Here is a 26,598-nt window from a genome sequence, read left to right on the forward strand (position 1 = left end):
CTGTATTGCGCGTTGTGTGAGTGGTGCAGTAGGTTTCGGACAGATCCTTAGATGGCAATCGGGGCTTTAATCGCTGGATGAGGATGATAGTCTTCGATGGTAAAATCATCGAAGCAATAATCAAATAACGATTCTTTTTTGTTTTTTATTACCAATTTAGGTAACGCGTGTGGCTTTCGGCTCAGTTGTAATCTTGCTTGTTCCAGATGATTGTTATAAAGGTGAACATCTCCTCCAGTCCAAACAAAATCCCCAACAGTGAGACCACACTGCTGAGCTATCATGTGTACCAGTAATGCGTAGCTGGCAATATTGAACGGCAAACCGAGGAAGACATCACATGAACGTTGGTACAATTGGCATGAAAGCACCTTGTTTACTACGTAAAACTGAAAAAAAGCATGACAAGGTGCTAACGCCATCTGCTCCAATTCGCCGACATTCCACGCGGAAACGATGAGACGGCGCGAGTCGGGATCACACTTCAATTGTTCAATCACTCTAGCAAGCTGATCAATTTGATGTCCATCAGCAGTGGACCAGGCACGCCATTGCTTGCCATATACTGGCCCAAGATCACCTTTTTCATCCGCCCATTCATTCCAGATGTTAACATTATTGTCTTTTAAAGACTTGATGTTGGTTTCACCTTTAAGAAACCATAACAGCTCATGTATGATGGAGCGTAGATGGCAACATTTAGTCGTTACCAGTGGAAAACCATTCTGTAGGTTAAAACGCATCTGATGCCCGAAGATTGATAACGTACCCGTACCGGTACGGTCAGTCTTCTCAGCGCCTTTGGTTAACACCTTGTTCATCAGATCCAGATACTGTTGCATATTACCTCACGAAAGTTACGGCTAAATACGGCGATACGCCCAAATCATCATTATCATACCCGCTAACACCATCGGCATAGAGAGAATTTGCCCCATGGTGATCAGCCCATCGAACAAACCGATTTGTGCATCTGGTTGACGAAAGTATTCGACAATAATACGAAAAAATCCATAACCTATTAGAAAAAAACCGGAAACACTGCCCATTGGACGTGGTTTTCTAATAAATAGATTCAGGAGGATAAATAGTACCAAGCCTTCAAGGATCATTTCATAGAGTTGTGATGGATGACGTGGTAAAAGACCGTATTGGTTGAATATGCTTTGCCAATCGGCATTGGTGGAAGCGATGGCGATATCTGCGTTACGGGAACCAGGGAATAACATTGCCCAAGGGGTGTTGGTTGTTACCCTACCCCAGAGTTCACCGTTAATAAAATTACCTAAACGACCCGCGCCCAAGCCAAAAGGGATCAGGGGAGCGACAAAGTCCGATACTTGCAAAAAATTGCGCTTGGTGTGTCGGGCAAACCACATCATGACACAGATAACCCCAATCAGCCCACCATGGAATGACATACCACCATCCCACACTTTAAACAAATAAAGCGGATTATCTAGAAAATATTCGAAATTATAAAACAATACATAACCAACACGACCACCGACAAAAACACCCAAAAAACCCGCATACAGTAGGTTTTCGACTTCTTCTTTGCTCCAACCACTATTTGGCTTATTTGCTCGGCGAACAGCAAGCCACATGGCAAAAATAAAGCCCGCCAGGTACATTAGACCATACCAGTGAAGGGAAATCGGACCGATGGAGAAAATGATCGGATCGAAGTCAGGAAACGCCAGATAGCTATTGCTCATCTATCACCCCGAAATGTCTGTTTTTACTCAATAAAATCAATGGAGTTGCATGATGACATGGCTCCGTTGGCTAGGGATGACGATTTCTAATAGATTAATCCTATTCGATATGCACATCGGACAAGGTCAGCGACTTTGTGTGCATCGAGTTTTCTCATCATATTGAGACGATGAGTTTCTACCGTTTTTTGGCTGATAGAGAGCTGATCAGCGATGATACGGTTACAAGCGCCCTCTGTGATGAGTTTAAGCACTTGCCGCTCGCGTGTAGTGAGTTTTTTATTTGGAATAAGTTGCGCATTTCTTGTTATGATTTTTCTGTCTGCAGCTGTTGTCGCTGGTGCGGTGCTTGTTGGAGCGGCGAGCCATGAAGGATCGCTATCAGGACATTGTTCCATCAATTGTTGTACCACATCCTCTTTTAGTTTGGGGTCAATATAACGTTTACCTAGCCTTACGGTATCCATTGCAGTAAGCAAAGTACGCTGTGGGCTGTTTTTTAGTACATAACCTAATGCACCATTGTTTAATATTGTGCTCGCGCAGTGTTCTTCTGTTCGTGCTGTGAATACGAGAATGCGCAACGAAGGCCAACGGCGTAGCAATTGCGTGATCACATCCTGTCCATGCATCCCTGGTAGTCCTAAATCAAGGATGATCATGTCCGGTTCTGTTTCAAGACATACACCATAAACCTCAAGCCCATTTTTTGCCTGACCAACGGTTTGATAATTTGGCAGGAGGTTGATGATGTTTTTTATCGCATCAATAATAAGCTCATGGTCATCAGCAATGACTACCTTGACTTTAGCTGTGAGATTCATAAATGCATTTCCTTTTCCTCGAGTTTTCCAAGAGCCCAGATTATAGTTTAGACTCTGTTACCAAACTGATTATCTGATCTAACTTTTCTATATCTTCCGGCGTTACCGTGTCACCATTGTGGATGCGCGCTTCCAATTTGCTGGTACTGTCCCAAAGTTCGGTTAATCCTGCTTGCCCTGCACAACCTTTTAATGTGTGGAGATAATGTGATAGCGCGGCGGGATCATCGATTGATTGAGCAACCTGCTGTATTAACGTCAATAATGCCTGATGTATTTTTAGGGTAAAGTTTTGATCAGTCAGATCTAATATTGACTTGGATGCTGACAGTTGGGGTGAAAGCACAATATCACGCTGCAACTGAAACTGTGCTGCTAAATCGAGCATCTCAGCCAATTGTGCCATAGTGACAGGTTTCGATAAATAGTCATTCATCCCGGCTTGCTGCACGCGCTCTTTTTCTGCCGGGCTGGCGTTTGCGGTGAGGGCGGTGATCATACAGGCTCTGTCCTTATTTTTCTCATCAGCACGCCAGCGAACAGTGGTTTCTAATCCATCTAATCCGAGCATGCGGATATCCATCAGAACCAAATCAAAATATTGTTGACGACCTAATTCAAGAGCGCGCTCACCGCTTTCAGCCAATTCGACGTGATGACCTAATTGAGTGAGCATCATTCCGGTAATATCACGGTTGGTTTCCGCGTCATCCACTAGCAGGATTTTCATCCGCCAGGGTTGTATTGGTAGTGCAGCTGGAGTTTGTGGTTGGTATTCAAAAAGGAGACGTTTGACACGTGCATAGAGGCGCCCTGGTAGATAGGCAAGTTCTGCATCAGAGAGATGTTCATTATCGTCATCCAGTAGACAGGTGATCCCCCAGGCTGTTAGCTGTGGATGCAACAGCGCAGGTGCCGCTAAACTGCCGCTGAAAACGAGGGAAGCACGTGTTTCGTTCAGTGGCAGTAGTAATGAAACACGGGTGCCCAAATCAGGCGTGCTTTGTAATTGCAAAGTGCCCTGCATCAGTTTGGCAAGATTACTGGCTATCGCCAGCCCCAACCCGGTTCCCTGACCATGAGTACCACTTTGAAAAAAAGGTTCGAATATTTTTTGCTGATTTGCGGCATCAATACCACAGCCAGTATCTTCAACAATAAAACACAGTTTATCGTTCTTACGTTTAACATGAAGGCTGATGTTACCCGATTCAGTAAATTTTACCGCATTACCTAATAAATTGATCAAAATTTGTCTTAAACGTAGGGCATCTAATTGCAATTTCAGAGGAACATCTTGACCAACCTGTGTATATAGGGTTAACGATTTAGTCGTTGCCGAACTTTGAATAGCCAGCATGACGTGATCTAACAACGGTAGTAGGGCGGTTTCCTCCAGTGCCAACATCATTTGACCCGATTCTATACGTGAAAAATCGAGTAAATCATTAATAATCCCCAACAAGGAAAGTGAACATAATCGCGCGGTATCTGCCAGTCTTGACTGGGCTGGACTCAGTGGCGTGTTTTGTAATAATTCGATGGCACCAAGCGAGCCGTTGAGAGGTGTGCGGATCTCGTGACTGATGGTTGTCAGATGCAGGCTTTTACGGCTACTAGCCTGTTCTGCCTCTTGTTTTGCCTCCGCCAGTTCCAAGGTACGTTCCTTCACTTTTAGTTCTAGGGTATCGTATTGCTCGTTGAGGGTATCTAACAGGTGATTATACGCTCGGGCGATGTGTCCCAACTCATCAGCACGGATTATGGGTAGCCGTGCATCCATCGCATCTGGGCCAGTGGCACCAATGATGTTAACAAAATTCGATAATGGGATAGCCAAGTAGTAGCGCAGTAGGAAAAACAGCGCCAGTGTGAGTAAGACTAAAATAGCCAGCGCGAAAGGTAATTGATGTAATGCTGGTTTTGCGGCTTCCCAGGCAAACCCGAGACGTGGGTAGATCACCAATTGTTGCCATCCTGGTCCCTTAAGCTGAGTGCGAAATATCAGGTAATCCTCGCTCTGTTGCCATCCATCATGCAGTTTTATTCTGCCCAACTGTTCGAGGATTTTATCGAGTTGTGCAGCAGGCGCAGCCTGTTGAGAAATGGGGAGGAGGTCACCGTTACTGTCCAGCAGTAGATTAATATCTTTTTGTTCTGTCGATTGACCATAAGAAAGTATACCGTTGAGCTTTAAGGCAAAGCCAGCCAGTATTCCGTTTTTACCACAGACAGCAACAGAAACATGCCATCCATTGTTGGGTGTATAGACTGGCGTTCCCCAAAAGACATTGCCATGGGTTGGAAAAGCAGGTAGCTGAAACAGTTCACGACGGCGTTTAGCAAGATAGTCTTTAGAGATTTTCTGTGGAGGCAGTAAGGCAATGCCCGTGCCGCGATTCATAATGAAGCTATCAAGATAATAGGTTTGATCGGCAGCACCATAAGCCTGAATAACCCAACAGTCATCGCTATTCTCTGGTGAAGTACAGCTTCCTGTTCTCACCAACGGGATATAAAAGCTGTCATAACTGTTAGAAGATTGTGGTAGGGGGCCTCTTTCTGTGTCTGGTAATGTTCACGACGGTGAACAAGCAAATTAGCATCACGTTCTGCGCCTTCGAATTGCTGATTGCTTAAGTCAGCGCGTAGCATGGCAACATGTGTTAAATCTTCAATCAGGCGATGACGCGTGTTTTCAAACGAAAAAAAAGCATTGGTAGCAATCGATATTAACCATATTGCTACCAGTGTGGCGCCCAATAATAATGTCAACCTAGTGACCAGTGATGAGGTATTTCCCATAGAAAGTCATCCAATTCTTTTTATCAGTACGCCATAGGAGGTAATGGAGATCAAGGGTTAAGTGCATTTTGTTGCAAATTTTGGTATATTTAGAGCAAAATCAGGTAATTTATTACTAAGTTCAGGTCTTCTACCGATAGGGTAAGGTTTCATGTGATGAATAATACAAAAAGGCAGCGTAGGAGCCAGTATACTTAATGCTCGAAATATTGAAAATGCAACCGTTGATTACTAATATACTAGTAGTAGCCAGCTCCAATATGGTTCGCTTCGAAGTGGATGAAATTCAGGGTATGGCGAAAGATTTTGCCCATTCTATTTGTATTGGATTGTTTTTATTAGAAAAAAATGGCTTACCCGATACAGCATTACAACATGTCACCCTATTATTGGCATCGATAGAAGAGACTAAAGACTATGCTTTGCAGCTCGGTGAAGACGGCTGGTGGTTATGGCGGCGTTATGATTCTGACAGTAAAACCGATGAAGTGGCTGTTTTGTTAGAACAGCTGGTGGCGCTTAATCGCTATCTGGTTTCCCAGGTACCTATGGTGACGTCTTTTGGCGGAAAAAAAACAGGCGGGATCACGGCATGAAGAAAATTGCCGGCTTGATTTGTCTGCTATCAGGGTCATTGGTCTACGCACAGCCGATTAATTGGCAGGGTTCTCCTTTTTTTATTTACAGCAAAGGGATCACGGTTGCTAATTTATTGCAGGAACTCGGAAAAAACTACGGTATTCCGGTTATGGTTAGCCCTGAGATCACCGACAGCTTTAGTGGCAAGTTACAGGATAAAACCCCCGGAGAGATATTAGCCGAATTATCAGTCAAATATAATCTGACGTGGTATTCCGACGGCGATGTGCTTTATGTTTATAAAACACAGGAAGTGAGAAAAAAAATCATCTCGCCAGAAGGTTTGTCCATGACCACTTTGATCAACTATCTCAAAAAAAGTGGTTTATCCGATGGAAAAAATTGCGCTATAAGGGCTGTCTCTCCGCTCAATGCCCTCGAAGTTAGCGGGGTTCCTGTGTGTATTGAACGTGCTTCCCGCTTAACAAAACTCCTTAATGAACAGGTGCGTGAGCACGGCAATAATAAAGAAGCGGTAAAAGTCTTCACGCTTAAATATGCCTCGGCAACAGATTCAGATTATCAATATCGCGATCAACAAGTTAAAGTGCCAGGCCTGGTCAGTGTTTTACGTGAGATGAGCGCCTCAAGTAGTTTGCCTATGGGTAGTATGGCGGCTGCCGCTACTGATGGTGTGAAGGCCCAAAGCACAGGATTGCCTCTTTTCTCGGCGGATCCACGGCAGAATGCGATTATTGTCCGCGATCGTCAGCTGAACATGCCGATCTACCAAAGTCTGATTAATCAACTGGATGTACGTCCGATTGAAATAGAAATTTCTGTTGCTATCATTGACGTCGATGCCGCCAACATCAACCAGCTGGGGATTGATTGGGCAGCGTCCGCCTCTTTAGGGGGGGCAAAATCTCTTTCAATAGCAGCTTAATGCCGCAAGGCGGTAATGGTTTTTCTACTGTCATTGGTAATACCGGTAATTTTATGGTGCGTCTCAATGCATTACAGCAAAATTCTCGGGCTAGGGTATTATCTCGGCCTTCTATTGTTACGCTGAATAATATTCAGGCGGTGCTGGATAAAAACATCACTTTTTATACAAAATTACAAGGCGATAAAGTAGCAAAACTTGAGTCTGTGACTTCCGGCTCTTTGTTGCGAGTCACGCCACGTATGATTAACGATAACGGTCAACAAGAGGTACTACTTAATCTGAATATTCAGGATGGGGTACAAAAAGCGTCGGAGATCGTTAATGAACCCTTACCACAAATACAAAAATCTGAAATATCGACCCAAGCGACCTTAAGGGTGGGGCAGAGTTTACTGTTGGGTGGCTTTATTCAGGATAAACAAAGTGAAATACAAAACAAAATTCCATTATTGGGCGATATTCCTTTAATCGGTGGATTATTCCGTAGTACCGATAAACAATCACATAGCGTAGTCAGACTTTTCTTAATTAAAGCAGTACCGGTTAACACGGGGCATTAAAATGAATGCACAGCTGAAAGTGCGTCTGTTAAACGGGGAGCTCAATGGGCGTGAAGTTCGTTTGCCTGCCGGAGATTTTACGCTCGGAGAACAAGGATGTGATGTCCTCCTGCCTTTACAAAAAGGCGAGATCCTGATCCTGAAAGTCGCAGAAAATCAGGTTTTCATGCAAGCGCCAGGGCGTGTTTGGGTCAATGGTCGCGTTTTCGATGTAAAAAATGCGCTGCCTTTGCACCAAGTGATCGAAGCGTCTGGTGTCATGATGGTGTTAGGTGAGCATAACGATACGTTGAGTGGGATCAGTATCCCCTCAAGTTCTGGGCGGGGATCGTTGCTGTTGCTATCGGGCTGTGCATTGTTGCTATTGCTGGTCGTCTCCATCGGTTTATTTTGGTTATCTGGCCATCATAAAGTTGACGAGTCGGATCAACCGACAGGTATCGAAAGTCAATTGGCACATCAACTTCAGTTGCTGAAATTGAAAGATATTAAAAGTAGCTGGCAGCCTGATGGCAGTGTACAACTGAGTGGCTACTGCTTATCTTCCGAAGCTATGCGGCGGCTGCAAAATTTTTTGACGATGAATGCGGTGGTATACCGTAACGAACTGGTTTGCGATGATCATCTGATTGTCAGTGTTAGCGATGTGTTACGTCAATATGGGTATCAGGACGCCGAGGTAAGCGAAGGTAATCAACCGGGTCGTGTGACCATTCACGGCACCATTCAGGCGGGTCCCCAGTGGAAAAAGGTACAGGATGTGCTAACGGCGATGCCTGGATTACAAGGATGGAACGTTATCAACCATGATGGAGAATTGTTGCAATTACTGGTTGGTAAATTACGGTCTTCAGGATTGTTGGGTTACCTCAGCTTGACACAAAATAAAAAAAATATTGTCATCAGTGGGCAACTTTCTGGCGAACAGCAGCAAAAACTCAACAACATATTGACCGTCGTTCATCAGGAACAACCTGATTTCCTGCCGATCGTTTATCAAAATATTCCTGCGTCAGACCAATCTAAACAATTACTTCCCGCGGAAATTGTCAGTTATGGTGGCAATCAGGAATCTGCATTTATGGAATTGGCGAACGGTTTGCGTTTACAGCAAGGCACGATTTTACCGAATGGTTATAAAGTTATTTTTCTCAGTGCTCATGGTATTCAATTAATGAGAGGAAATAATCTGGTGCACATCCCACTTGATTTTTAATTTTTTGGAGTAATGATTACCATGCCACGTATTACGGATCTTGAACGTTGTATCAAATCTAATCCAGAACAAACTCAGGCCAAGCTGGATGAATTAATACAAGCGCTGATCGAATTAAAAAAAGTTATTACAATACCGGAAAAACCTGAGATTCAAAAAGAATATTGTCAACTTGCCGAAGCAGTTCTCAGTGCTAAAAAGATAATTGAGACATTGGAATACCGTTATCACAAAAAATCTTAAAAAAAATATCATTTTGGCTAATTTCGGTTAGAAAGCGTAGAAAAGTGAAAGACAGGAAAAAAATTGTTGACTAGGATGTGTTTATAGCAGATATAAATTATACAAATTGGTATCAGGAGGCAAATATGACAAACACAGAGCAGTTTGAATCTACTTTGCACGTGATGAAAATTCAGTATGAAAAAATAAAAAAAGATTATAAAAAATTTAAAAAGTTACAACAAGAAATATCTTCTCTGGATGCAAGGGCTGCTCATGATCCTGAAGCGAAAAGGAAATTAGCTGAATTAGCAGTAACCTATCCCGATGGTTTTAAGAAAGAACGGGAAGCACTTAAAGTTGTTGTAGCGAATTTTAAAAATCAAACTAATCAGTTGAAAACAAAAATAAACAATATTCGATTATCAATGATGTAAATCAGAGGGATAAGATTATGGCTTCTACAATGTTACCTGGTTATGCACCACTACCTTATGAACTACCTTCTACACCAAATAGCAATAGAGCGACTTCTCCTTCTGGACTTACACCGGGTGCCGGAAATAGTGGGAAATTGACAGCTGGGATTAATGATTTTACTAACGAATTTTTACAATCTATAGAAGACTGTGGTTTATTGCTAGCAGCCGCTGCGGAAGCATATGGACTGATGGAACAGCAAAACAAATTGGGAGCTGAACAACTTGCAGCGATGCAGAGCAGATCAAAAATAGTGGATGAGGCTCAAGAAGAGGCGAATAATATTAACGTGGATATTAACACTCTGAGTGGTGGTAAAGATCCTACCAAAGACACCCTAGTATTGCCAGATGACATACGTCAAGCTTTACGTGATTTGCATCTTACCGTCAATAATCAGAGTATTGATGACTATATAAACGGATTAAAAACCGATGGTAAGCTGAATAAAGGTCAACTTGAGGCAATAAAAGCATCGTTGGATAACATGGTGACACGTAATAATAGTCAGGTCACCAGTGATAATTTGCAGATACAAAAAATCACTCAGGTTTATCAAATGCTAGTGGGTTTCATTAATAAACAACAATCTGATAATAACGACTTACTTAAGACGATATGGCGTTAATATAGATTTGCTGAAACACATTCTCCATAGTTGGTGATTAATATAGGAACTGATAGACTATGAGTGATCAACACAATGAGGCATTAATTAATTTTATGCGCCGTGGTGGCTCTCTACATGTATTAGCGGATAGAGCACCGGAAGACTTAGCATTATTATATCGATACTGTATTCAGTTATGTGAAGGGGACGAATATGAAAATGCCAAAGTATTATTGACTTTATTGGTGCATTTGGATCATCACAATTTTTCATATTGGCAAACATTAGGTCAATGCTATAAACAGACTTGTGATTACCATCAAGCCATTTATTGTTTCAGCAGATCAGGGCAAATATGTGTTGACGATCCTCGACCGTCTTGTTTGGCAGGTGAGTGTTATCTTGCCTGTGGTAACCAGGCTTATGCAGAAAAAGCGTTCCGGGCTGCTTTAAATTGGTGCTGTGTTCATCCTGAAATGAATGATATTCGGGTACGCGCAGAAAATGGATTGGCGAGTTTGACACTAGAGGTATGAAATGGATACCTACACTGAAAACCAGGTAAGTAGCGCAGCAACACCTTCAAATTTTGGTCCGTCTGATATTGATCAGGTAGGTTCTGATAAGAGCCAGATACGACGGCGGCACCTCGACAAGTCGTTAAGTACTCCTTTTGCTAACTGGGAGAACGATGCTAATAAAGTTGAATTTTATGTTGATCGATCAAACGTTCTAGGTCCGAAGATTTCAGAGTCTCGGGTCAACGAAGTATTGGCACGTCTACTGCCTGGTACAAATTTGGAAAATTTACTTGCTGGCGGGATGATGTCTATCGCTGAAGAAGCTTCAGTGACTGTAGTGTCTGCGCAGAATAAAATTTCTACCGGATCGGGTCAACAGATAAAAAGTAATGCTGACTTAGAGCAGCTGTTACGTACAAAGCAATCTAAGGAGTACATGGAACAATTTGAAAAATCGGTAGACCAAGCCGATAAAGCGAGAAAAGGGGGGATTTTTTCCGCAGTTTTTGATTGGGTAATAGGTGCCGCAGAAGTGGTATATGGTGCATTTAAAATCGCGGCAGCACTGGCAACTTTCGATCCTCTATCTTTAGCAGCAGGGGTCTCTTACGTCACGGCGGGTGTTGCCTGTTTAGTCAAGGCCGCGGCAGAGACCTGTCTGTTGGCCGGTGTAGGGGATAAAAAAACACTAGATCAAGTGATTGAAAAAGCAGGAGAAGTGCAATTTGGCTTTGAGATGGCGGCAATGGCGTTAGATGTCTTGCAGATTGGTAGAATGGTTAAAGGTGCTTATACTGTGGTTAAAGGAGCATCAAGTGCTCTGAAAGAGGGAGCTGCTGAAGCACTAAGCGCAGTTTCCAGTACAGCAACAAAAGGCTCTGCTAATCTTTTTTTACAAGAGAGTGTCCAACGTACGGCAACAGTTGTAGCGAGAACAGCGACTGAACAAATGACGGGTACGATAGGAAAATCTTTGACTAAAGAGGTGATGGAAAAACTGGTCGTTGAAGTTATTGAAAAGGCCGTGGTTAAGACAATTCAGAAGGGAGCTCGACTTTCAGCCAAGAAATTGACCCAGCAGATTATACTGAGTCTATGTAAAGACATGTCCCTCAAGATGCTTAAAAATGTGATGTTGAGTTCTAACGTGTTAGCTGTTGTGTCCGGTGCAGCACACGGGGGCAGGCTATCAGTAAACATGCTCATGCTGTTATTAACAATAACATTGAAAAACAAATAAACGATCTGAGTGCTAGTCGAAGTGTCCTGGAATGGATGCAAGAGTGGGCTAAAGAGATACAAGAAAGACAACAGAGCGTAATGGAAAATGCAAATAAACAAACTCAAGACACTGTGCAATTTATCGTAGACAACAATATCAAATTTACTCAATTAGGGTTATCAGCATCATTTATATAGAGAGGAAGTTATTATGTGCAAGATAACAACAGTAGACCAAGTGTATTCAAATGCACTCGGTGAAACAAAAAATGTTAATGAATTGGATCAAGATAAGCGTCTAGCGACCTCCATTTCTGATCTTCTCATGAATATGGATCAGCTAATGATTGAGGTAAAAAAACTTTTTAATAAATTGGCTCAAACTGCATCTGAAACTCTTACGGCGAATGTATTGGCTGAATTTAAGATGATGGTAAAAAACTTCGAGACTAAATTGGAAGCAGCAGAAAAGCAGCGAAAGGCGGGTAATGTTGAAGCTATTATAGGCATAGTGATGGGAGTGATCGGAGTAGCCGCTGCGGGCAGTAGTTTCAAACTCACAGAACTGGTCAATAGTTTAGCTCAAATGGCAGATAAACTTGTAACGAGTGTTGGAAAAATTCCAGTTAATTCGATCAATAACCAAGTAAATATCGATAGAGCAAACGCTGATATGCAAGAAAAGATGGCGCAGCAAATTCAAAAATTGGTGCAGGAATCTATCAATAAGATTCGGGATTATCTTAAGCAGTTGCAAGATACGTGTGAAACAATTATGCGAGCAAATACGGGTGCTATGACAAAAGCAATGGGGGGATGAGAGAAAACCATGACAGATCCCATCGCTAATTACTTAAATCAGGGAGGGATCCCTGTGCAACCCTCCTATTTTTTGGGCAGTAAAATATTATTAGGCTACCAGTTCGAATACGATAACTACAAAATCACTTATCGTATCGAACAGGGTGGCTTGATAATATGTGACTTGGCACGCTTGGACGATGAAACAACGTCCCCAACAGGATTATTACGCTTATTTTCTTTGCTGAAAAAAATGACCCTGGAAAAAGGTGAACTCACTGAAATAAAAGGCATGGTGATCGATAATGTCTTTGATGACAAGCTGCATGAAATAAGGGCGAGATTGATCCAACTATTATTGAAAAAAGGTGCTGAATTTTCAACAGATGAAAATGGCGACAACTGGCTAGTGTTCAGCCTAAATAAGCTAAGAGCCTGTTCCAAATCTTCTTGAGCGACGCTCAGACGAGAAAAAACGGGCGAAAAAGCGCAGTTTACTCTTTGTATATAACAAAAAAGGGAGTAAATGAGCATTTTGAGCGCGTTTTTGACGAATTACTTGACCAAAACACGGCGAGCACAAGAGATTTCGAACAGGCTCTAAGGCATAATGGTGAAGAATTATCGAAAAATTAATGGGCGATAAACGAAAATTGCACATCTGATAAAGTAAACATCTTCTTGTTTACTTTTTTTATGTCTGTAATAAGTTGCGACAAATTAATACACAATATTATTACTATTATGCTAAGTAAAAAGGCATAGTATTCGTCAATTCTTAATGTTCAGAAACATAATATTTTATTACTGTCAGTAAAATTGATTGTGCTAAAGGGAGATGAGCGATGAGTATTCATTATAAAGCAACCCATCATCGAGAAAACACGTCACTTACGGAGAAACTGGCACGGTTGGCAGTGCATGATAACGGTAGTCTCGATGCAAAACAGCTTTATGCACGGGGTTATCAAGCATGGCAAGAAGAAAATTATGCAGCGGCATTAGTCGATTTTTCTTGGTTGGCATTAAATTATCCTTATGAACGGCGTTTTCATTTAGCAATGGCAGGAGCATTGCAAATGGAAAAAGAATATATTGCTGCCTTAGCTTGTTACCACTATGCCCAAACCTTAGAGCCTTGTGATCCAGAGCCAATATATCAGATGGCGATTTGTTTGCAGAAACTGGGAGAAGGAACCGACGCCAGAGAAGCATTGCAAACAGCGATTGAAATGAGTTATTGCGATCCCGCTTATGCGGTGACAAGGGAAAAGGCTAATCGGTTACTTGCCGAGATTTAATACCCTGTATTTACCATTTTCATCATCTTTGGAGGAAATATGGGCGAGGTTTGTGGCAGAGCTATGTCTATACAGGGCGATACAGATTATCATTCTTTCGCAATAGATGAAAAACCAACACTTATCGCACCCGGTTTTGAGGTGATAAATATACAGCAAGCAAAGATCGCTAAGACTGAGCATAATAAGTCCCTGGTTGAATTTTCTCGTCGTGCATTTTACTTAAATATTGGTAAGTTAGTCTTATCCGCTTTAGGACTTACTGCAGCCTTTGCAGCAATAGTAGCAACGGGCGTGGCATGCCCGATTCTGCCAGTAGTACTGGCTGGTGTTTATTTTATGGTCGTTTCGGCCGATTTTTTATGCGCATGGCATGATTTGGAAGCCGCTAAATCTGGCCATGCGCTGTTGCCTATGCATTCTGATTCTATCGCTAACCTATTTTTTAAAATATTCAGTTGCTGCGGTATGTCGCGTAGAAACAATCTTAAATATTCATCCATAATTGCATCTGTTACTCGTGTGTCTCTTATCGTTGTCGGAGGAACCTCCAGTATAGTTAAGGTTGCCGCCATGCCTCCAGCAGTCATTATGGGGATCACTTGGCTACTTAATGTGATGACCCTGCTTAAAGCAGGGATAGAGGCATATTTCAATAGAAAAGAACCAAAAGAAGATAGCGAAACCGAACCTTCTTCTCAACAGCAAACAAACGTTACAACGCTTTTTCAAGAAGAATACCTCGCCGCTTTACAACGAGCTGAGGCAGCTGAAGGTAGATTTAGATCATTACAAACACTGTTAATGTCATCCAAGGTAGACAACATAGATCATGGACCCTCTATTTTTACTGTTCCTACTGGAGATTGATAAACATCACACCCTCTCAAATATCTCGAAAAACATATACATTGGGCAAAATAATAGGCACAGACTAAGTTAAATATTATTAAATTTCCCATCCAACTTATAATAAAACCGATATATATTATCCTTATTTTTTGTAAGGATAGTCCTCTTGTTTATAATAGAAACAATCTGTGATTTATATTTAATCACTATGATACATTCTATTTTTTTCTAAAAATGCAATAAGTAAAAACCATTAGATAATAAAGATTGATTGATTGATTCATTATCACAAATATACCCTTCGCTTTTCAAGTTACGGCGGCGTTGGTTGCTCGCACTCATCCCAGTCATGTACTACCTGTACACGCCTGGGATTCGATTGATTGCCGCCTTGCCGTAACTCGAAATTCATTGGGTATAAATGATATGAAAATATAATAAAAATATTCTAATTGATTATTTTTTTATATTCGCAAGTGTGATATTTTATTGCTATTCGTAAAATTAGTCGGCCAGTGGAGAATTATTTGTGAATATTTCTTACCAAGCTGCGAATAATCGAAAAAAAATTTCCCGTACTAATTTATTGACAACACGACAAGAAGTTCACCATGACGATGGACTAGATGCGGAACAACTCTATGCCCGTGGCTATGAGGCATGGCAAAAAAAAGATTATGTGGCGGCATTGACCGATTTTACCTGGCTAACGCAACATTATCCTGGAGAACGCCGCTTTCATTTGGCCATGGCGGGTGCTTTACAGATGCAAGGAGAGTATCTCAAAGCATTAACCTGTTACGACCATGCACAGGCATTAGATATTTGCGACCCAGCACCGTTATGTGAAATGGCAGTCTGTTTACAAGCTCTGGGAAGAAAAGCAGATGCTAGAGAAGTACTGCAAACAGTGATTGAAATAAGCTACGTTGATCCTGCTTATACAACGATAAGAGAAAAAGCAAATCGATTATTGGCTAAAATTTAATGTATATATGTAGCGAGGTAAAACAGTATGTTAAATCCTACAACATCTATTAAGATTATTGGCGATGAAATAGATAAAAGAAATTATAACCATGATGTAGTAGCGTCCGATAAATTAGAAATCCCATTGCCTTCTAAGGAGGGGTTAGAAAAGGAAAGATTGCCAGGAAATATAACACCGCTTGAAAAAGAACAAGAAATTATTGCGGTTACTACCGTTCTTAGGGATCTTTGCCATCCAGGAGCTTCAAATAGTGATAAGGTAGGATTAGAAGAGACAATACCGCCAAGAGATGTAGCATTTCTTAAAAAAGAAAACTTAAAAATTATTAAGGTTAGCGAAGCCTTGAGGGGATTGCGAAAAACGCTTATGGCTACAATTCTTCCTGCAACGGCAGTGGTGGTAGCTGCAATCGCAACAGTGTTAACTGGAGGGGCAACATCACCCTTTTTGATATTGGCCTGCGTCCAATTGGCAGTGGCCTTAGGTGATATCGGCTGTGAATATTATAATTTTAAGCAGAGTAAATCAGGAAAGGATGAGTTGTCTACCGGCAATGATTGTCTTGCTTTCCTTGTTAATAAAATTTTTGTTCTTCTCAAACTACCGGAAAAACAAGCTGCCATTGCATCGGCTGTGATTTCGGTAATTATCCGTGGGATTTTAGCTTTTCTGCCATCGTTCAGTCTATTTAGTGTTCCGAGTACTGTGGGGGGGCTGGCAACAGCAGCGCTCAACGTATTAAATTACGCCCTGAAATGCACTCAAATTGTTACAGAGGGATGTGATGCAGGAAGAGAGGCATCACTTGCACAGGCAGCGGCAAAATGTCAGGCAGAAATAGAATGTGCACAAAGAGAGGAAGAAGCCAATAGGCTAAAAAGGGCAGAAAGGGCAGAAAGTAATAGCGAACTTATAGAGACCCTACTGGGTGCTTGCCATCACATACTCAAAGAAGCTTCCGCCACGCGGCGTCATCGTGCCTATACATACGCATAAAGGATATCAATAAAATTCCATATACCTTATATCAGAAAATATGAGGTATACACCTGATGGGGTAATGCTTGAAATTGAGCAAGACTGTAAGAGTCAAGAGTCCTCCGGAGGTGAACATGAAATCAATTCAATTTATTTTATTCCGGCAAGACGGGACATTACGGTGTGGTAGTGAACGTAGCACCATACCCGCGGGTCACCTGGTTGTGGCAGATGAAAACGCCATTGCCTCTACTTTCTGCCGTAGCACATTGACCACCGTATTTTGTTACCCCATCGATTTATTACCGCTGTATCAAACACTGGCGGAACAGTCAGTACAATCTAAACAGCGTCAGCGCGTGGTATTTGAGACCTGTAAAATGTTGCCGCTACAAGCAGATATGATGCAGGCTGCTGAGCAGTTAACGCATATGGAACGTGGCGTATCATTGCGCTTTCTTTATCTCTATTGCCTAGGCATGGAAAACGCTTATTTCTCAAGCCTACTCAATTTGATCGTCGGAACCAATAATGAGCTGCTAGAATTCTTTGAGCAGAATAGTCTCAATCCTTGGAGTGTTTCGCGTTATGCCGATGAGCTGGGCATTTCAACCCGTAAACTTAATTTTCTTTTCTATCAGAAATTTGGTATGTCAGTAAAGCAATGGTTACTGGATCAGCGCTTGAAAAAAGGGTGTGAATTATTGCTTTCGACTCGTTTACGGGTAGCAGACATCGCTATGGAGTGTGGCTTTAGCAATCATGCTCACTTTTCTGACAGCTTTCGTCGCCGTTATCAGCAGTGTCCTTCACAGCTACGTACGTTGACGGATTAGGAGAAGCAAATGGACATTCAACAAATATTAGATAGTATTAGCCGTCAGATAGCACGAGCTTCTCAAAGTGTTGAAAATAAAATGTCGACTAGCGATTTGCAAAATCCGGCAGAAATGATGAAAATGCAGTTCGCTCTTCAGCAATATTCAAATTTTGTTTCTTTTGGAAGCTCAGTAACGAAAAAGATTTTCGATGTATGCAGTGGGATAATTGCTAAAATATGACATTATTGACTCAATCTTGTCGACAACTGGTGGTTGAAGCCGCTCTGGCTGGGGTTAATCACGGTTTGTTCAAAGAATCACGCACGATCCTGGAAGCCTTACCACTATTGGTGCCCGATCCTGAAGTGCGTTTGTTATGCCAGGCAATGTTATTATTTGGCTTGGGAGAACGTCAGCAAGCGTTGCAGTTACTGGAGAAAAGTCAATCGGCAGACGCTTTGGCACTACGTCAGTTATTAGCGCCGGAATTGTTTCCAGCAGATACACAGCAGCCGGGCCGTCTATCTCATTGATAGGAGAAATACATTATGAGTTATGTTCCTGTTGAAGCCATTGAAGCAGTGACCAAGCCTGTAGCGTCTCAAGCGCCACTTAACGCTACTCAGAAACAAATTGATACTTTCACGCAGATGCTTAATGCTCAACCTATGACACTAGAAAAAACGGCATCCGATCAAGTAACAATAGGACGTATTGATGTGGAAGTGAATCTACTGGCGAAAGTCGTTGGGAAAGGTGGTGAATGTATTAACAAATTGGTCAATATGTCATGAGAATAATGCAACGTGGTGTAGTGATGTTACTGATAGTGTTATCACTTGCCGGTTGTAAGGTCGAGCTGTATTCCGGTTTAGCCGAGAATGAAGCCAATCAGATGCTTGCGCTGTTGATGTTGCACAGTATCAGTGCCGAAAAAGAGCAGGAAAAAGGTGGAACGGTGGCACTGAAAGTTGACCGCGATCACTTTATCAATGCGGTTGAGTTACTGCGGCAAAACGGTTATCCACGCAAAAGTTATGTGACTGTCGATCAGCTCTTTCCTTCTAACCAGTTGGTCACGTCACCGGTGCAAGAACAAGCCAAAATGGTTTATCTGAAGGAGCAGCAATTAGAAAGCATGCTGAGTCATATGGACGGTGTGATCCGTGCTGATGTGACCATTGCCATAGCCGCACCTACCGACGGCAAAAGCAGTGTGCCAAATGCTGCCTCGGTGTTTATCAAATTTTCGCCAGAAGTTAACCTGGAAAGCTACAGCTCACAGATAAAAAGTTTGATTCATGATGCTATCCCAGGTATTGATTATGAACAAATCAGTGTATTGATGCAGCCCGCTAATTTTCGTTTTAGCGCGCAAACAGCACAATTGAAGCCAGCCCATTCGTGGAATATTCAATGGTTGTTGGCAAACGTCAAAACGGTTCAGATTGTATTGGCAGGGTTGGGTGTGTTAATCGGTGCTTTGGCGTTTATCGCTTGGATCAAATATTTACGCAGATGATGGTATTTGATTATGGTTGACCCACAGAGAGTTTCTGATCATAACAGCATGCCTGAACAATCGGTGGCTGTCGAACGACGGACAATTTCCGGTCAACAGATGCCCCTTAACCAACCGGTAATACGGTTACACCAATTGGCTTGGCAACCCGTGCGTTTCGCGCATCCATTGTGGCTCGTCAGAATGGGGTTACAGAGTAAAAAATACCGTTATGGAGACTGTCATGCGCGTGATCGGGCTGTAAACCGGTGTTTGATCCGTTTGCGTGGTTTTCCCAGGCAACCCCTTCCTGCCGTTTTAACGGATAAACAAATCGCACAAATGGCATTAGAGCCACGACTGGATGCATTATGTATGGCATTGGGGTTGGTGAGTTTGCGTTGCACTGACTATTTGCGGATACGCAGCTATCGAGAGGCGTTACATCCGTTGTTAACTGATGAGCATCTGTGTCAACTTTTAGGCATGGGTTGTCCAGGAGGGCGCGCTGCTATCTTTAGTCCACAGCAATTACCCGCTGTCGCATTACAGCTCGGTCGCGGTATTTTGCATGCGACAACGTCAGCGGCGATCACCTGGCAGGCTTTATCTATTTTGTTACCGCCTCTGCCACGTGCTCTGTGGCTACCATCGGCAGATCTCTGGTTAGCCAGACTGGAACGTCTATTATGAATCCATTCCACATCAGTATACAAAAGCGTCATTACGTTTTGCCGCTTGGTACTTATATCCCCGCAGATATCTTTAAAAAAATAGATATTAGCCTGGAAATAGAGGCACAGGCTCACGCGCGGGCACAATTGATTGTGCAGCAAGCAGAAAAAGAAAAAAAAGCACTCTTGGCTGCCGCTCAACAGCAGGCGACAGAAATCGTGGAGCAAAAGCGGATTGAAATGGAAAGCACCTTGCTGCAACGCCATGTTAACTGGTTAGTTCAGGCTGAACAGCTTGATAAGGTGCTGGTGGAACAGGCACGCAGCAGGATCATGCAAGCGATCACGACTGTGGTCCAATCCTGGGCAGGTGAACAGTCGGTCGATAAGATTTTGATCACGCGTCTGAGTGATCAGGTTGAGGAAATGGCGGAACAAGGGGTGATGATACTCAGTGCCCATCCACAACAACTCACCGCGTTAGAGCAAGCGATGGGCGATCGACTCAAGCTGCGTGCCGACGCTAATCTCGCGCCGGATCAAGCGATTTTGGCTTCACCACTGCTTTCGCTGAAAATCTCGCTCAGTGATCATTTGTCGCAGTTAGTATCATGGCTACATGAGTCATCGGTGATATTACAGGATGAAAGTTAATGGTTACACCACTCAACTCGGTGCAAGGTATTCAGCCAGTTATTCACCGTAACGATCCGCATCCCGGGCAGCCTCATGACGAGGGTCAAGTTTTAAATGCCAGCTCAATAATGAGTCTTATCGCCGAAGAAACAAGGGCTGGAGCATTGTACGAAACCGTAGAAGAAATGAGCCTGCTCTTAGGCACAAGACGGCAAGATGAGAAACAGGCAAAAACCACACGTCAAGAGCGCAGTATGCAGGCCTTGTTGGCACTGATTCAGAAAATGCTTGAGAGCAGTGGCGATAAAAACCTATTAGCAAAATTCTCCTTTGCTGGGCAGGATAGCGAGTTAAATCGCGCCCAGAAAATGTTACAGATCAGTTCCCTGTTATTGCAGTACCACGATAATCCCGCACGTCGCCGTACCTTGTCTCAACAATTGGCAGCATTGATGGAAGAAGCCGGTTGGGAAGTCGAGTTGTTTGGTTTGTTAGAATTCGGTCAGCTCAATCCGGCTGCGTTGCGCCAGATGAAACGGCTGTTTCAACAAAGCATTGATGATGAAGAAGAGCAATCACTCGATGAATGGTTTAAACGGGTAAGCCGGTGGCAGGATCGTAAACGTAAGATCCGCGTATTGTTGCGTGCGTTAGCGTTTGATATGAGCACTCAACCACCCACCTCCAGGCGAAGCCATCGATTGGCTGCCATGCTCCGCCAACTGCGGCGTGTGCTGCTGTTTCTTGGATTAGAAGATCATTGTAACCAGGTTGGGTGTGCATGTGGTTTGCAAGGGGAAGTGGTGTTGCAGGAAGTATTGACTATTGTTGGGCAATCGTGGCTATTCAGTGAATGGTTACAGCAGCGGTTTTCTCAATTGGAACAGTTAACACCGCAGCGACAACCCGGTTTTGTCTTGCGATTATGTGAGCTGTTTAAACTGATGCCAGCGACCTGCTTTAAAGATGATGATCAACGTGAGCAAATACTAGAGACGTTGGTTAATTTTGAATCCTCATGAGTGTTTTCCTCTGCTAGACTGGAGAGGGCACTCAATTATCTATCAGAACCTGTTCTAAATCTTTCTCGCTGTGCTCAGAAGAGGAAAAAACGGGCGAAGGCGCGCGGTTTACTCTTTGTATACAACAAAAGGGAGTCAATGAACATGTTGAGCGCGTTTTTAACGGTGTATCAGCGAGTACGAGAGATGTCGAACAGGTTTTAAGCGGAGCCGAGAGTGGATATGGATTTGGTAATGACCCGCAATTTGCAATTATTTGTTAAATTAGCGGAATTACCCTGTAAAGCGGTTGCATCCTGTATGGAATGGCGCATAGGTCAGCGTGCAGTATTTATTGAGATTAAGCAGCAAAGGTTACTACTGACGACGGGGCGTTTAAAAGCCATGCCGAGTCTCGATGAATTGCGTACTTTACAGCAACGTTGGCGGCTTGAGCGTTTTCAGGGTATCCCGCAACGCATCTATCGATTGGGTACGGGTATTATGGTAAGTTGCTGTCCTCATGCCGCTGCTGGCGCTGAATTCTGGTATCAACTCTATAAGCAGCAATGTGTACTACTTAGATCTCTTCAAGGCGAATGGTCATAATGTTCGAACCAATTAAACGTGGGCTAATGCTGATAGTTGCCCGGCAAGATATATTTCTGGCGGTGATGTTGTTGGTCGCCATCTTTATGATGATCCTGCCATTGCCGACGGCATTGGTCGATGTGTTGATTGTTATCAATCTCGCGCTTTCCGTTACTTTATTGATGATTGCGATTTACTTACGTGATCCGCTGGATTTTTCGGTTTTTCCTTCATTGTTGTTGATTACCACCTTATATCGGCTGGCATTAACCATCAGTACCAGCCGTTTGGTATTGCTACAGCATGATGCGGGAGAAATTGTTGAGGCGTTTGGTCAATTTGTCGTGGGTGGAAATCTCACCGTGGGTTTGATCATCTTTACCATTATCACCGTGGTACAGTTTATTGTCATCACCAAGGGTTCTGAACGGGTAGCCGAAGTCAGCGCACGCTTTTCTCTCGATGGGATGCCAGGCAAACAGATGAGCATCGATGGTGATTTGCGAGCAGGTGTTATCGACGCCGCGGAAGCGGGTCGCCAGCGGGCGAGGGTGCAAAAAGAGAGTCGGCTATTTGGTGCCATGGATGGTGCGATGAAATTTGTTAAAGGTGATGCTATCGCTGGCATCATTGTTATTTTAGTCAATATTATTGGCGGTATTGCCATCGGTGTTTTTCAGCATCAGATGTCGGCAGGAGATGCGGTACAGACTTATTCCGTGCTTTCCGTGGGTGATGGGTTAGCGGCGCAAATTCCTTCATTGCTGATTTCGATTACTGCCGGGATTGTGGTTACACGTGTTCCTGCCGATGAAAAGCAGAGTCTGGCGAAAGATGTGGCCAGTCAGATTGTTCGACAACCAGAAGCATTGTGGATGGCTGCAGGACTACTGTTGATGTTTGCGTTATTGCCTGGCTTTCCGTTTCTAGATTTCGCCGGGCTGGCGGCACTTATTGTGGCCCCGGCTTTTATTATCTACCGTAAAAAACGCCGTGGCACGCAAGCAGGCAATAGCATGAGTGTGGACGGTGAAGATGTTGACTATCAGGAAGGCGCAGAAATGACACCAGGGGCAGTACCACTGATGTTGTACTGTTCTACCAATCTGCATCACAAGGATTTAAAGCGTGATGTGGACGGACTCCGTTGGCGACGTTTTGAATATCTTGGCGTGCCGCTCCCTGAGGTGGTGATACGTTGTGATCCTTCTTGGGCGGATAACAGTTTATCGATTCGTGTTTATCAAGAGCAGGTACTTAAACTGGTGTTACCGCCTGACGATCTGTTGCTCAATACGCCTAATGTACAATTAGGATCACGTAGCGAGACACTGGCTCATAATATAGGCGAATTACATTGGATCCCCGCCTCCCAGAAAGAACGCGCAAAAACGCTAGGTATCCCCTATACCGAAGGGAATCAACGTATCATTCACTGTTTGAAACGGGTGTTGGAACGCCATACCTCAGAGTTTATCGGTGTGCAGGAAGCACGTTATTTAATGGATGCGATGGAAGGGCGTTATGCCGAACTGGTGAAAGAATTACAACGTCAGATGCCCGTAGGCAAAGTGACAGAGATTTTACAACGGCTAGTAGAAGAAGGTATTTCAATCCGTGACTTACGGACGATTTTTGGTGCTTTGGTGGAATGGGCACCCAAAGAAAAAGATATCATCATGTTGACAGAATATGCGCGTATTGCTTTGCGCCGTCATCTCTGTTTACGTTTCGGTAAGGGTAACAGTTGGTTGCCAGCGTTGCGTATTGGTGAGGGAGTCGAAAATCTTATCCGTGAATCTATCCGCCAGACTTCTGCGGGAACCTATTCGTCGTTGGATCCAAAGCAATCACGTTTGATCTTGGATAAAATTAAAGCTGCTGTTGAAGAGCACCCTGATGTTGCATTATTAACGGCTATTGATGTACGCCGTTTTTTGCGCAAAATTATTGAACGTGACATGTTTATCTTACCCGTGCTTTCCTGGCAGGAATTGGGTGATGAAATTAATATTAAAGTGGTGGGTATGGTTGAGCTGATTGGGGAAGAACTCGATGAATTTGCCTGATATTCATCTACTGAGTGCAAATTTACAACGGCAATTGAGTTTTGCAACCTCACCGCCGAGTGGCTTAAGTTACAGTGGTTCGATACTGGATGTCGGGTCCACTTTGCTGCGCGCTAGCTTGCCAGGAGTCAGCATGGGGGAACTTTGCCGCATAGAGCCTGAGGGGATACTGGCTGAAGTGGTTTCTATTGAACAACAGGTGGCACTGTTGTCACCTTTCTCCTCCTCCGAAGGGTTGCGTAGTGGGCAAAGAGTGTCTCCTTTAAGACATGCTCACCGTGTAGCGGTAGGATCGGGGTTAACGGGCCGAATCCTCGATGGGTTAGGGCAACCGATGGATAATGGTGCGCCATTGGGTGGCAATTGGCGTGAACTGGATCGTGCGCCCCCGGACCCGCTGACGCGTAATCCGATAGAAAAACCCTTGGTCACGGGTGTACGTGCAATTGATGCTATGTTGTGCTGTGGAGAAGGTCAGCGTATTGGCATTTTCGCTGCTGCGGGTGTTGGGAAAAGTACTTTACTCGGTATGTTGTGTGAGGGCAGTGATGCCGATGTGATGGTGCTAGCGCTGATCGGCGAGCGTGGACGTGAAGTCAGGGAATTTCTTGAACAGGTGCTGACAGAAAAAGCGCGCGCCCGCACGGTAATGGTGGTCGCAACGTCTGATCGTCCGGCATTGGAACGCCTCAAAGGTATCTACACAGCAACCACCATTGCCGAATATTATCGCGACCGGGGTTTAAAAGTATTATTGATGGCCGATTCGTTAACACGTTATGCCAGGGCGGCGCGCGAAATCGGCCTGGCCGCGGGTGAAACGCCAGCAGCCGGTAGTTTTCCTCCCAGCGTCTTTGCAGCGATGCCGCGTTTGCTGGAACGAACCGGCAATAGCGATCGCGGCAGTATTACTGCGTTTTACACGGTATTGGTCGAAGGGGATGATATGAACGAACCGGTAGCTGACGAAGTTCGCTCACTTTTGGATGGTCATATCGTTTTGTCACGGCAATTGGCAGGAGCGGGGCATTATCCAGCGATCGATATTGCGGCCAGTGTCAGCCGAATTATGCCACAGGTGGTATCCGCAAAGCATTTGGCACTGGCGCAAAAACTACGCCTGATACAGGCACGCTATCAGGAGATTGAATTATTGGTCCGTGTAGGTGAATATCAAACCGGTCATGATCCTGAGGCGGATGAAGCCTTGCGCCGTTATCCCGCGGTTTGTGCTTTTTTGCAACAGGGGAGAGAGACACATTGCGATCTGGAACAAACATTAAAGCAGCTCGAGCACGTGCTGGAGTCATAACCCTGGGCCGTTTGTTGGGGATCCGCGAGCGCAGGGAACAAAGTTTGCGTCGTGGTATTGCGCAGTATTGTCAACAACAAGCGGAGCTGAATGAGCAGCTAGCGGCCAGTCGTGTTAAACGTCAACAACTTTGCCAGCAATTACGTGAGCTGACACAATGGTGTGGTTTGTTAGCGCCGGCTGAATTCAGTGAACAAAAAGATCAATTACACCAGCTTTATCAACAAGAACGTGGTCAACAATCGCAAATTAGTGAATTGTTGGAACAAGGTCAGCAGCTTGCCGAAAAGGTAGAAGAACAACGAGCATTGTTGCAGCGTAATTTGCGTGAGCAGGAAAAACTACGGATACTGATTGAAGATGAGTCGAATCGATATTGAAGGTGCCATACCCGTGAGGGCAAGCATCGCTAATGACCCTAAACAGGGCGATCAGCGAGACCGAGAACGTTTTGCCGGTTATCTGCAACCACAGTTATCTCATAAATTGGTGGCAACTAAGGCCGCGCAACACGGATTGGCATCACCGGATCAGTGGGCGGATTACCGTATTGTTTCTGGGGTCCTTAATGGAACGCAAGTGCGTGTCACGCTAACCGCAAGCGGCTGGGTGTTACAGTTGCGCTGTTCCAACAGTAAGACGAAACGCTTGCTGTCCCGGTTCAAAGCGCGTTGGCAGCGCGCGCTAACACGGCTTGGTGTTCCCTGTTCGTTGGAGGTCGTTGATGCCGTTGAATCTATCCCCTGAGTTAACATCGTTAAGTTCACTACTGGGAGACGGCCGGACACAAAATGCGGTAACAGTGAGTCTGAAAGTGGTCGAAGGTGCTGGCGTTTATCTGCCGGTGACGCTGGATCGGGTTAGCGCTGGCGTTTGGCTGCCTCAACAAGAGTGGACTGACTGGCTAGAAACTGTGCTTGCTGTTCCTGACGCCAGCTGTCTGGACGAGGATTTATTGGTTGGTGTGTCTCACTGGGCGCTTGCGCCATTAACATCGGTATTTCTTCCATTGGCGGTGACTGATCAGTTGCCGCGTGAAGAGCATTTATTAAAACAGTGGGCAGTGGTCTGCACGTTTAGCCAGGAAGATCGGCAATTTCATGCTGTGTTAGTCGATTGGCCGTTGCGGGTGTTATCTCAAATTTTAGCGGATTGGCCACGTAATAAATCGTCTGCGTCAGGTGAGCGTCTACCATTGCAGTATCAATGCGGATTGGTGGTGGGTTGGTGTCGCTTATCGTTGGTACAATTGCAAAGGATTCACGTTGGTGATGGGTTGCGGTTATCTGCTGCTGCCGATCTTGAGGGGGCTGCTGCTGGTTGTGGCAGGTCGCGGGGCCGCAGATTCATATCAGGTTAAGTGAG

31 protein-coding genes and 2 pseudogenes are annotated in these 26,598 nt (G+C 44.1%); 29 read left to right on the plus strand and 4 right to left on the minus strand.

What is annotated here, in order from left to right; translation table 11 throughout:
• Positions 1–47: 47 nt before the first annotated feature.
• The 4 genes and pseudogenes from thyA to CCS41_RS05025 all read right to left on the minus strand — a co-directional run bounded on the left by thyA (position 48) and on the right by CCS41_RS05025 (position 5,347).
• On the minus strand, positions 48–842 hold the full coding sequence (gene thyA / locus CCS41_RS05010; RefSeq protein WP_072550212.1) for a thymidylate synthase: 795 nt from the start codon (positions 840–842) through the stop codon (positions 48–50).
• Positions 843–863: 21 nt separating this feature from the next.
• A complete protein-coding gene (gene lgt, locus CCS41_RS05015) occupies positions 864–1,718 on the minus strand; it encodes a prolipoprotein diacylglyceryl transferase (protein ID WP_072550213.1) in 855 nt (284 codons plus the stop codon).
• Positions 1,719–1,804: 86 nt separating this feature from the next.
• Positions 1,805–2,542: a response regulator gene (locus tag CCS41_RS05020; RefSeq protein WP_072550214.1), complete on the minus strand. Its 738-nt coding sequence runs from the start codon at positions 2,540–2,542 to the stop codon at positions 1,805–1,807.
• A 40-nt stretch (positions 2,543–2,582) separates the two neighbouring features.
• A pseudogene (locus CCS41_RS05025) lies at positions 2,583–5,347 on the minus strand (two component system sensor kinase).
• 197 nt (positions 5,348–5,544) lie between these two features.
• Between CCS41_RS05025 and CCS41_RS05030 the strand changes: the two are divergent.
• From CCS41_RS05030 to CCS41_RS05165, 29 genes and pseudogenes are all read left to right on the plus strand, one after another.
• On the plus strand, positions 5,545–5,943 hold the full coding sequence (locus CCS41_RS05030; RefSeq protein WP_072550216.1) for a type III effector: 399 nt from the start codon (positions 5,545–5,547) through the stop codon (positions 5,941–5,943).
• A pseudogene (locus CCS41_RS05035) lies at positions 5,940–7,435 on the plus strand (EscC/YscC/HrcC family type III secretion system outer membrane ring protein). The gene CCS41_RS05030 and the pseudogene CCS41_RS05035 overlap by 4 nt, the downstream one beginning before the upstream one ends.
• 1 nt (position 7,436) lies before the next feature.
• On the plus strand, positions 7,437–8,651 hold the full coding sequence (gene sctD / locus CCS41_RS05040) for a type III secretion system inner membrane ring subunit SctD (protein WP_072550218.1): 1,215 nt from the start codon (positions 7,437–7,439) through the stop codon (positions 8,649–8,651).
• Between the two features lie 21 nt (positions 8,652–8,672).
• Complete coding sequence (locus CCS41_RS05045) at positions 8,673–8,894, plus strand: EscE/YscE/SsaE family type III secretion system needle protein co-chaperone (protein ID WP_072550251.1); 222 nt, start codon at positions 8,673–8,675, stop codon at positions 8,892–8,894.
• A gap of 77 nt (positions 8,895–8,971) precedes the next feature.
• The gene (locus CCS41_RS05050) at positions 8,972–9,310 is read left to right on the plus strand and encodes a hypothetical protein (protein ID WP_205411492.1); all 339 of its coding nucleotides are present in this window, start codon (positions 8,972–8,974) and stop codon (positions 9,308–9,310) included.
• A 17-nt stretch (positions 9,311–9,327) separates the two neighbouring features.
• The gene (locus tag CCS41_RS05055) at positions 9,328–9,981 is read left to right on the plus strand and encodes a hypothetical protein (protein ID WP_072550220.1); all 654 of its coding nucleotides are present in this window, start codon (positions 9,328–9,330) and stop codon (positions 9,979–9,981) included.
• A 59-nt stretch (positions 9,982–10,040) separates the two neighbouring features.
• The gene (locus CCS41_RS05060; RefSeq protein WP_072550221.1) at positions 10,041–10,499 is read left to right on the plus strand and encodes a CesD/SycD/LcrH family type III secretion system chaperone; all 459 of its coding nucleotides are present in this window, start codon (positions 10,041–10,043) and stop codon (positions 10,497–10,499) included.
• A 1-nt stretch (position 10,500) separates the two neighbouring features.
• Positions 10,501–11,724 (plus strand): type III secretion system translocon subunit SseC family protein, encoded by a 1,224-nt coding sequence (gene sctE / locus CCS41_RS05065; protein ID WP_119797306.1) that lies wholly within the window; start codon positions 10,501–10,503, stop codon positions 11,722–11,724.
• 35 nt (positions 11,725–11,759) lie between these two features.
• Entirely contained in the window at positions 11,760–11,903 is a 144-nt protein-coding gene (locus tag CCS41_RS16040; protein ID WP_205411493.1) for a hypothetical protein, read from the plus strand.
• Between the two features lie 13 nt (positions 11,904–11,916).
• Complete coding sequence (locus CCS41_RS05070; protein ID WP_072550223.1) at positions 11,917–12,525, plus strand: hypothetical protein; 609 nt, start codon at positions 11,917–11,919, stop codon at positions 12,523–12,525.
• A gap of 9 nt (positions 12,526–12,534) precedes the next feature.
• On the plus strand, positions 12,535–12,960 hold the full coding sequence (gene sseE, locus CCS41_RS05075) for a type III secretion system effector protein SseE (RefSeq protein WP_072550224.1): 426 nt from the start codon (positions 12,535–12,537) through the stop codon (positions 12,958–12,960).
• 391 nt (positions 12,961–13,351) lie between these two features.
• Complete coding sequence (locus CCS41_RS05080; protein ID WP_072550225.1) at positions 13,352–13,807, plus strand: tetratricopeptide repeat protein; 456 nt, start codon at positions 13,352–13,354, stop codon at positions 13,805–13,807.
• A 39-nt stretch (positions 13,808–13,846) separates the two neighbouring features.
• A complete protein-coding gene (locus CCS41_RS05085) occupies positions 13,847–14,677 on the plus strand; it encodes a hypothetical protein (protein WP_072550226.1) in 831 nt (276 codons plus the stop codon).
• 511 nt (positions 14,678–15,188) lie between these two features.
• Complete coding sequence (locus tag CCS41_RS05090) at positions 15,189–15,647, plus strand: SycD/LcrH family type III secretion system chaperone (RefSeq protein WP_083429597.1); 459 nt, start codon at positions 15,189–15,191, stop codon at positions 15,645–15,647.
• A 27-nt stretch (positions 15,648–15,674) separates the two neighbouring features.
• The gene (locus CCS41_RS05095) at positions 15,675–16,646 is read left to right on the plus strand and encodes a hypothetical protein (RefSeq protein WP_072550227.1); all 972 of its coding nucleotides are present in this window, start codon (positions 15,675–15,677) and stop codon (positions 16,644–16,646) included.
• A 116-nt stretch (positions 16,647–16,762) separates the two neighbouring features.
• A complete protein-coding gene (locus CCS41_RS05100; RefSeq protein WP_072550228.1) occupies positions 16,763–17,464 on the plus strand; it encodes a helix-turn-helix domain-containing protein in 702 nt (233 codons plus the stop codon).
• Positions 17,465–17,473: 9 nt separating this feature from the next.
• Positions 17,474–17,689 carry a type III secretion system needle filament subunit SctF gene (sctF, locus tag CCS41_RS05105; protein ID WP_072550229.1) on the plus strand — a complete coding sequence of 72 codons (216 nt, stop codon included), beginning with the start codon at positions 17,474–17,476 and terminating at the stop codon, positions 17,687–17,689.
• Complete coding sequence (locus tag CCS41_RS05110) at positions 17,686–17,982, plus strand: EscG/YscG/SsaH family type III secretion system needle protein co-chaperone (RefSeq protein ID WP_072550230.1); 297 nt, start codon at positions 17,686–17,688, stop codon at positions 17,980–17,982. Before sctF ends, CCS41_RS05110 begins: the two co-directional genes overlap by 4 nt.
• A 15-nt stretch (positions 17,983–17,997) precedes the next feature.
• Entirely contained in the window at positions 17,998–18,243 is a 246-nt protein-coding gene (gene sctI, locus CCS41_RS05115) for a type III secretion system inner rod subunit SctI (protein WP_072550231.1), read from the plus strand.
• Entirely contained in the window at positions 18,240–18,971 is a 732-nt protein-coding gene (gene ssaJ, locus CCS41_RS05120) for an EscJ/YscJ/HrcJ family type III secretion inner membrane ring protein SsaJ (protein WP_072550232.1), read from the plus strand. The genes sctI and ssaJ overlap by 4 nt, the downstream gene beginning before the upstream one ends.
• A 99-nt stretch (positions 18,972–19,070) precedes the next feature.
• Entirely contained in the window at positions 19,071–19,643 is a 573-nt protein-coding gene (locus tag CCS41_RS05125; RefSeq protein WP_072550253.1) for a type III secretion system domain-containing protein, read from the plus strand.
• Positions 19,640–20,278: a type III secretion protein gene (locus tag CCS41_RS05130; protein WP_072550233.1), complete on the plus strand. Its 639-nt coding sequence runs from the start codon at positions 19,640–19,642 to the stop codon at positions 20,276–20,278. The genes CCS41_RS05125 and CCS41_RS05130 overlap by 4 nt, the downstream gene beginning before the upstream one ends.
• The gene (locus tag CCS41_RS05135; RefSeq protein WP_083429598.1) at positions 20,278–21,282 is read left to right on the plus strand and encodes a TyeA family type III secretion system gatekeeper subunit; all 1,005 of its coding nucleotides are present in this window, start codon (positions 20,278–20,280) and stop codon (positions 21,280–21,282) included. Before CCS41_RS05130 ends, CCS41_RS05135 begins: the two co-directional genes overlap by 1 nt.
• Positions 21,283–21,498: 216 nt before the next feature.
• Entirely contained in the window at positions 21,499–21,870 is a 372-nt protein-coding gene (locus CCS41_RS05140; protein WP_072550234.1) for a type III secretion system protein, read from the plus strand.
• Positions 21,861–23,921, plus strand: a complete 2,061-nt coding sequence (locus CCS41_RS05145; protein WP_072550235.1) for an EscV/YscV/HrcV family type III secretion system export apparatus protein — start codon at positions 21,861–21,863, stop codon at positions 23,919–23,921. Before CCS41_RS05140 ends, CCS41_RS05145 begins: the two co-directional genes overlap by 10 nt.
• Positions 23,908–25,233, plus strand: coding sequence for an EscN/YscN/HrcN family type III secretion system ATPase (locus tag CCS41_RS05150; RefSeq protein WP_072550236.1), 1,326 nt, complete (start codon positions 23,908–23,910; stop codon positions 25,231–25,233). The genes CCS41_RS05145 and CCS41_RS05150 overlap by 14 nt, the downstream gene beginning before the upstream one ends.
• Positions 25,182–25,613: a type III secretion protein gene (locus CCS41_RS05155; protein ID WP_083429601.1), complete on the plus strand. Its 432-nt coding sequence runs from the start codon at positions 25,182–25,184 to the stop codon at positions 25,611–25,613. Before CCS41_RS05150 ends, CCS41_RS05155 begins: the two co-directional genes overlap by 52 nt.
• Positions 25,594–25,980, plus strand: coding sequence for a hypothetical protein (locus CCS41_RS05160; protein ID WP_072550237.1), 387 nt, complete (start codon positions 25,594–25,596; stop codon positions 25,978–25,980). Before CCS41_RS05155 ends, CCS41_RS05160 begins: the two co-directional genes overlap by 20 nt.
• Positions 25,958–26,593: a hypothetical protein gene (locus tag CCS41_RS05165; RefSeq protein WP_240313852.1), complete on the plus strand. Its 636-nt coding sequence runs from the start codon at positions 25,958–25,960 to the stop codon at positions 26,591–26,593. Before CCS41_RS05160 ends, CCS41_RS05165 begins: the two co-directional genes overlap by 23 nt.
• The last annotated feature ends 5 nt before the right edge of the window (positions 26,594–26,598 follow it).

The sequence above is a fragment of the Candidatus Fukatsuia symbiotica genome (assembly GCF_003122425.1).
GTDB classification, from domain to species: domain Bacteria; phylum Pseudomonadota; class Gammaproteobacteria; order Enterobacterales; family Enterobacteriaceae; genus Fukatsuia; species Fukatsuia symbiotica.

Excerpts from the sequence above, each read along its gene's own strand:
- sctD (WP_072550218.1), top strand. The coding sequence starts at position 7,437 with ATGAATGCACAGCTGAAAGTGCGTCTGTTAAACGGGGAGCTCAATGGG.
- sseE (WP_072550224.1), top strand. The coding sequence starts at position 12,535 with ATGACAGATCCCATCGCTAATTACTTAAATCAGGGAGGGATCCCTGTG.
- CCS41_RS05125 (WP_072550253.1), top strand. The coding sequence starts at position 19,071 with ATGCCCCTTAACCAACCGGTAATACGGTTACACCAATTGGCTTGGCAA.
- CCS41_RS05020 (WP_072550214.1), bottom strand. The coding sequence starts at position 2,542 with ATGAATCTCACAGCTAAAGTCAAGGTAGTCATTGCTGATGACCATGAG.
- CCS41_RS05085 (WP_072550226.1), top strand. The coding sequence starts at position 13,847 with ATGGGCGAGGTTTGTGGCAGAGCTATGTCTATACAGGGCGATACAGAT.
- CCS41_RS05100 (WP_072550228.1), top strand. The coding sequence starts at position 16,763 with ATGAAATCAATTCAATTTATTTTATTCCGGCAAGACGGGACATTACGG.
- CCS41_RS05135 (WP_083429598.1), top strand. The coding sequence starts at position 20,278 with ATGGTTACACCACTCAACTCGGTGCAAGGTATTCAGCCAGTTATTCAC.
- CCS41_RS05165 (WP_240313852.1), top strand. The coding sequence starts at position 25,958 with ATGCCGTTGAATCTATCCCCTGAGTTAACATCGTTAAGTTCACTACTG.
- sctE (WP_119797306.1), top strand. The coding sequence starts at position 10,501 with ATGGATACCTACACTGAAAACCAGGTAAGTAGCGCAGCAACACCTTCA.
- ssaJ (WP_072550232.1), top strand. The coding sequence starts at position 18,240 with ATGAGAATAATGCAACGTGGTGTAGTGATGTTACTGATAGTGTTATCA.
- CCS41_RS05060 (WP_072550221.1), top strand. The coding sequence starts at position 10,041 with ATGAGTGATCAACACAATGAGGCATTAATTAATTTTATGCGCCGTGGT.
- CCS41_RS05045 (WP_072550251.1), top strand. The coding sequence starts at position 8,673 with ATGCCACGTATTACGGATCTTGAACGTTGTATCAAATCTAATCCAGAA.
- CCS41_RS05080 (WP_072550225.1), top strand. The coding sequence starts at position 13,352 with ATGAGTATTCATTATAAAGCAACCCATCATCGAGAAAACACGTCACTT.
- CCS41_RS05150 (WP_072550236.1), top strand. The coding sequence starts at position 23,908 with ATGAATTTGCCTGATATTCATCTACTGAGTGCAAATTTACAACGGCAA.
- CCS41_RS16040 (WP_205411493.1), top strand. The coding sequence starts at position 11,760 with ATGCAAGAGTGGGCTAAAGAGATACAAGAAAGACAACAGAGCGTAATG.
- CCS41_RS05145 (WP_072550235.1), top strand. The coding sequence starts at position 21,861 with ATGGTCATAATGTTCGAACCAATTAAACGTGGGCTAATGCTGATAGTT.
- sctI (WP_072550231.1), top strand. The coding sequence starts at position 17,998 with ATGAGTTATGTTCCTGTTGAAGCCATTGAAGCAGTGACCAAGCCTGTA.
- CCS41_RS05070 (WP_072550223.1), top strand. The coding sequence starts at position 11,917 with ATGTGCAAGATAACAACAGTAGACCAAGTGTATTCAAATGCACTCGGT.
- CCS41_RS05160 (WP_072550237.1), top strand. The coding sequence starts at position 25,594 with ATGAGTCGAATCGATATTGAAGGTGCCATACCCGTGAGGGCAAGCATC.
- CCS41_RS05130 (WP_072550233.1), top strand. The coding sequence starts at position 19,640 with ATGAATCCATTCCACATCAGTATACAAAAGCGTCATTACGTTTTGCCG.
- CCS41_RS05110 (WP_072550230.1), top strand. The coding sequence starts at position 17,686 with ATGACATTATTGACTCAATCTTGTCGACAACTGGTGGTTGAAGCCGCT.
- CCS41_RS05055 (WP_072550220.1), top strand. The coding sequence starts at position 9,328 with ATGGCTTCTACAATGTTACCTGGTTATGCACCACTACCTTATGAACTA.
- sctF (WP_072550229.1), top strand. The coding sequence starts at position 17,474 with ATGGACATTCAACAAATATTAGATAGTATTAGCCGTCAGATAGCACGA.
- CCS41_RS05030 (WP_072550216.1), top strand. The coding sequence starts at position 5,545 with ATGCTCGAAATATTGAAAATGCAACCGTTGATTACTAATATACTAGTA.
- lgt (WP_072550213.1), bottom strand. The coding sequence starts at position 1,718 with ATGAGCAATAGCTATCTGGCGTTTCCTGACTTCGATCCGATCATTTTC.
- CCS41_RS05095 (WP_072550227.1), top strand. The coding sequence starts at position 15,675 with ATGTTAAATCCTACAACATCTATTAAGATTATTGGCGATGAAATAGAT.
- thyA (WP_072550212.1), bottom strand. The coding sequence starts at position 842 with ATGCAACAGTATCTGGATCTGATGAACAAGGTGTTAACCAAAGGCGCT.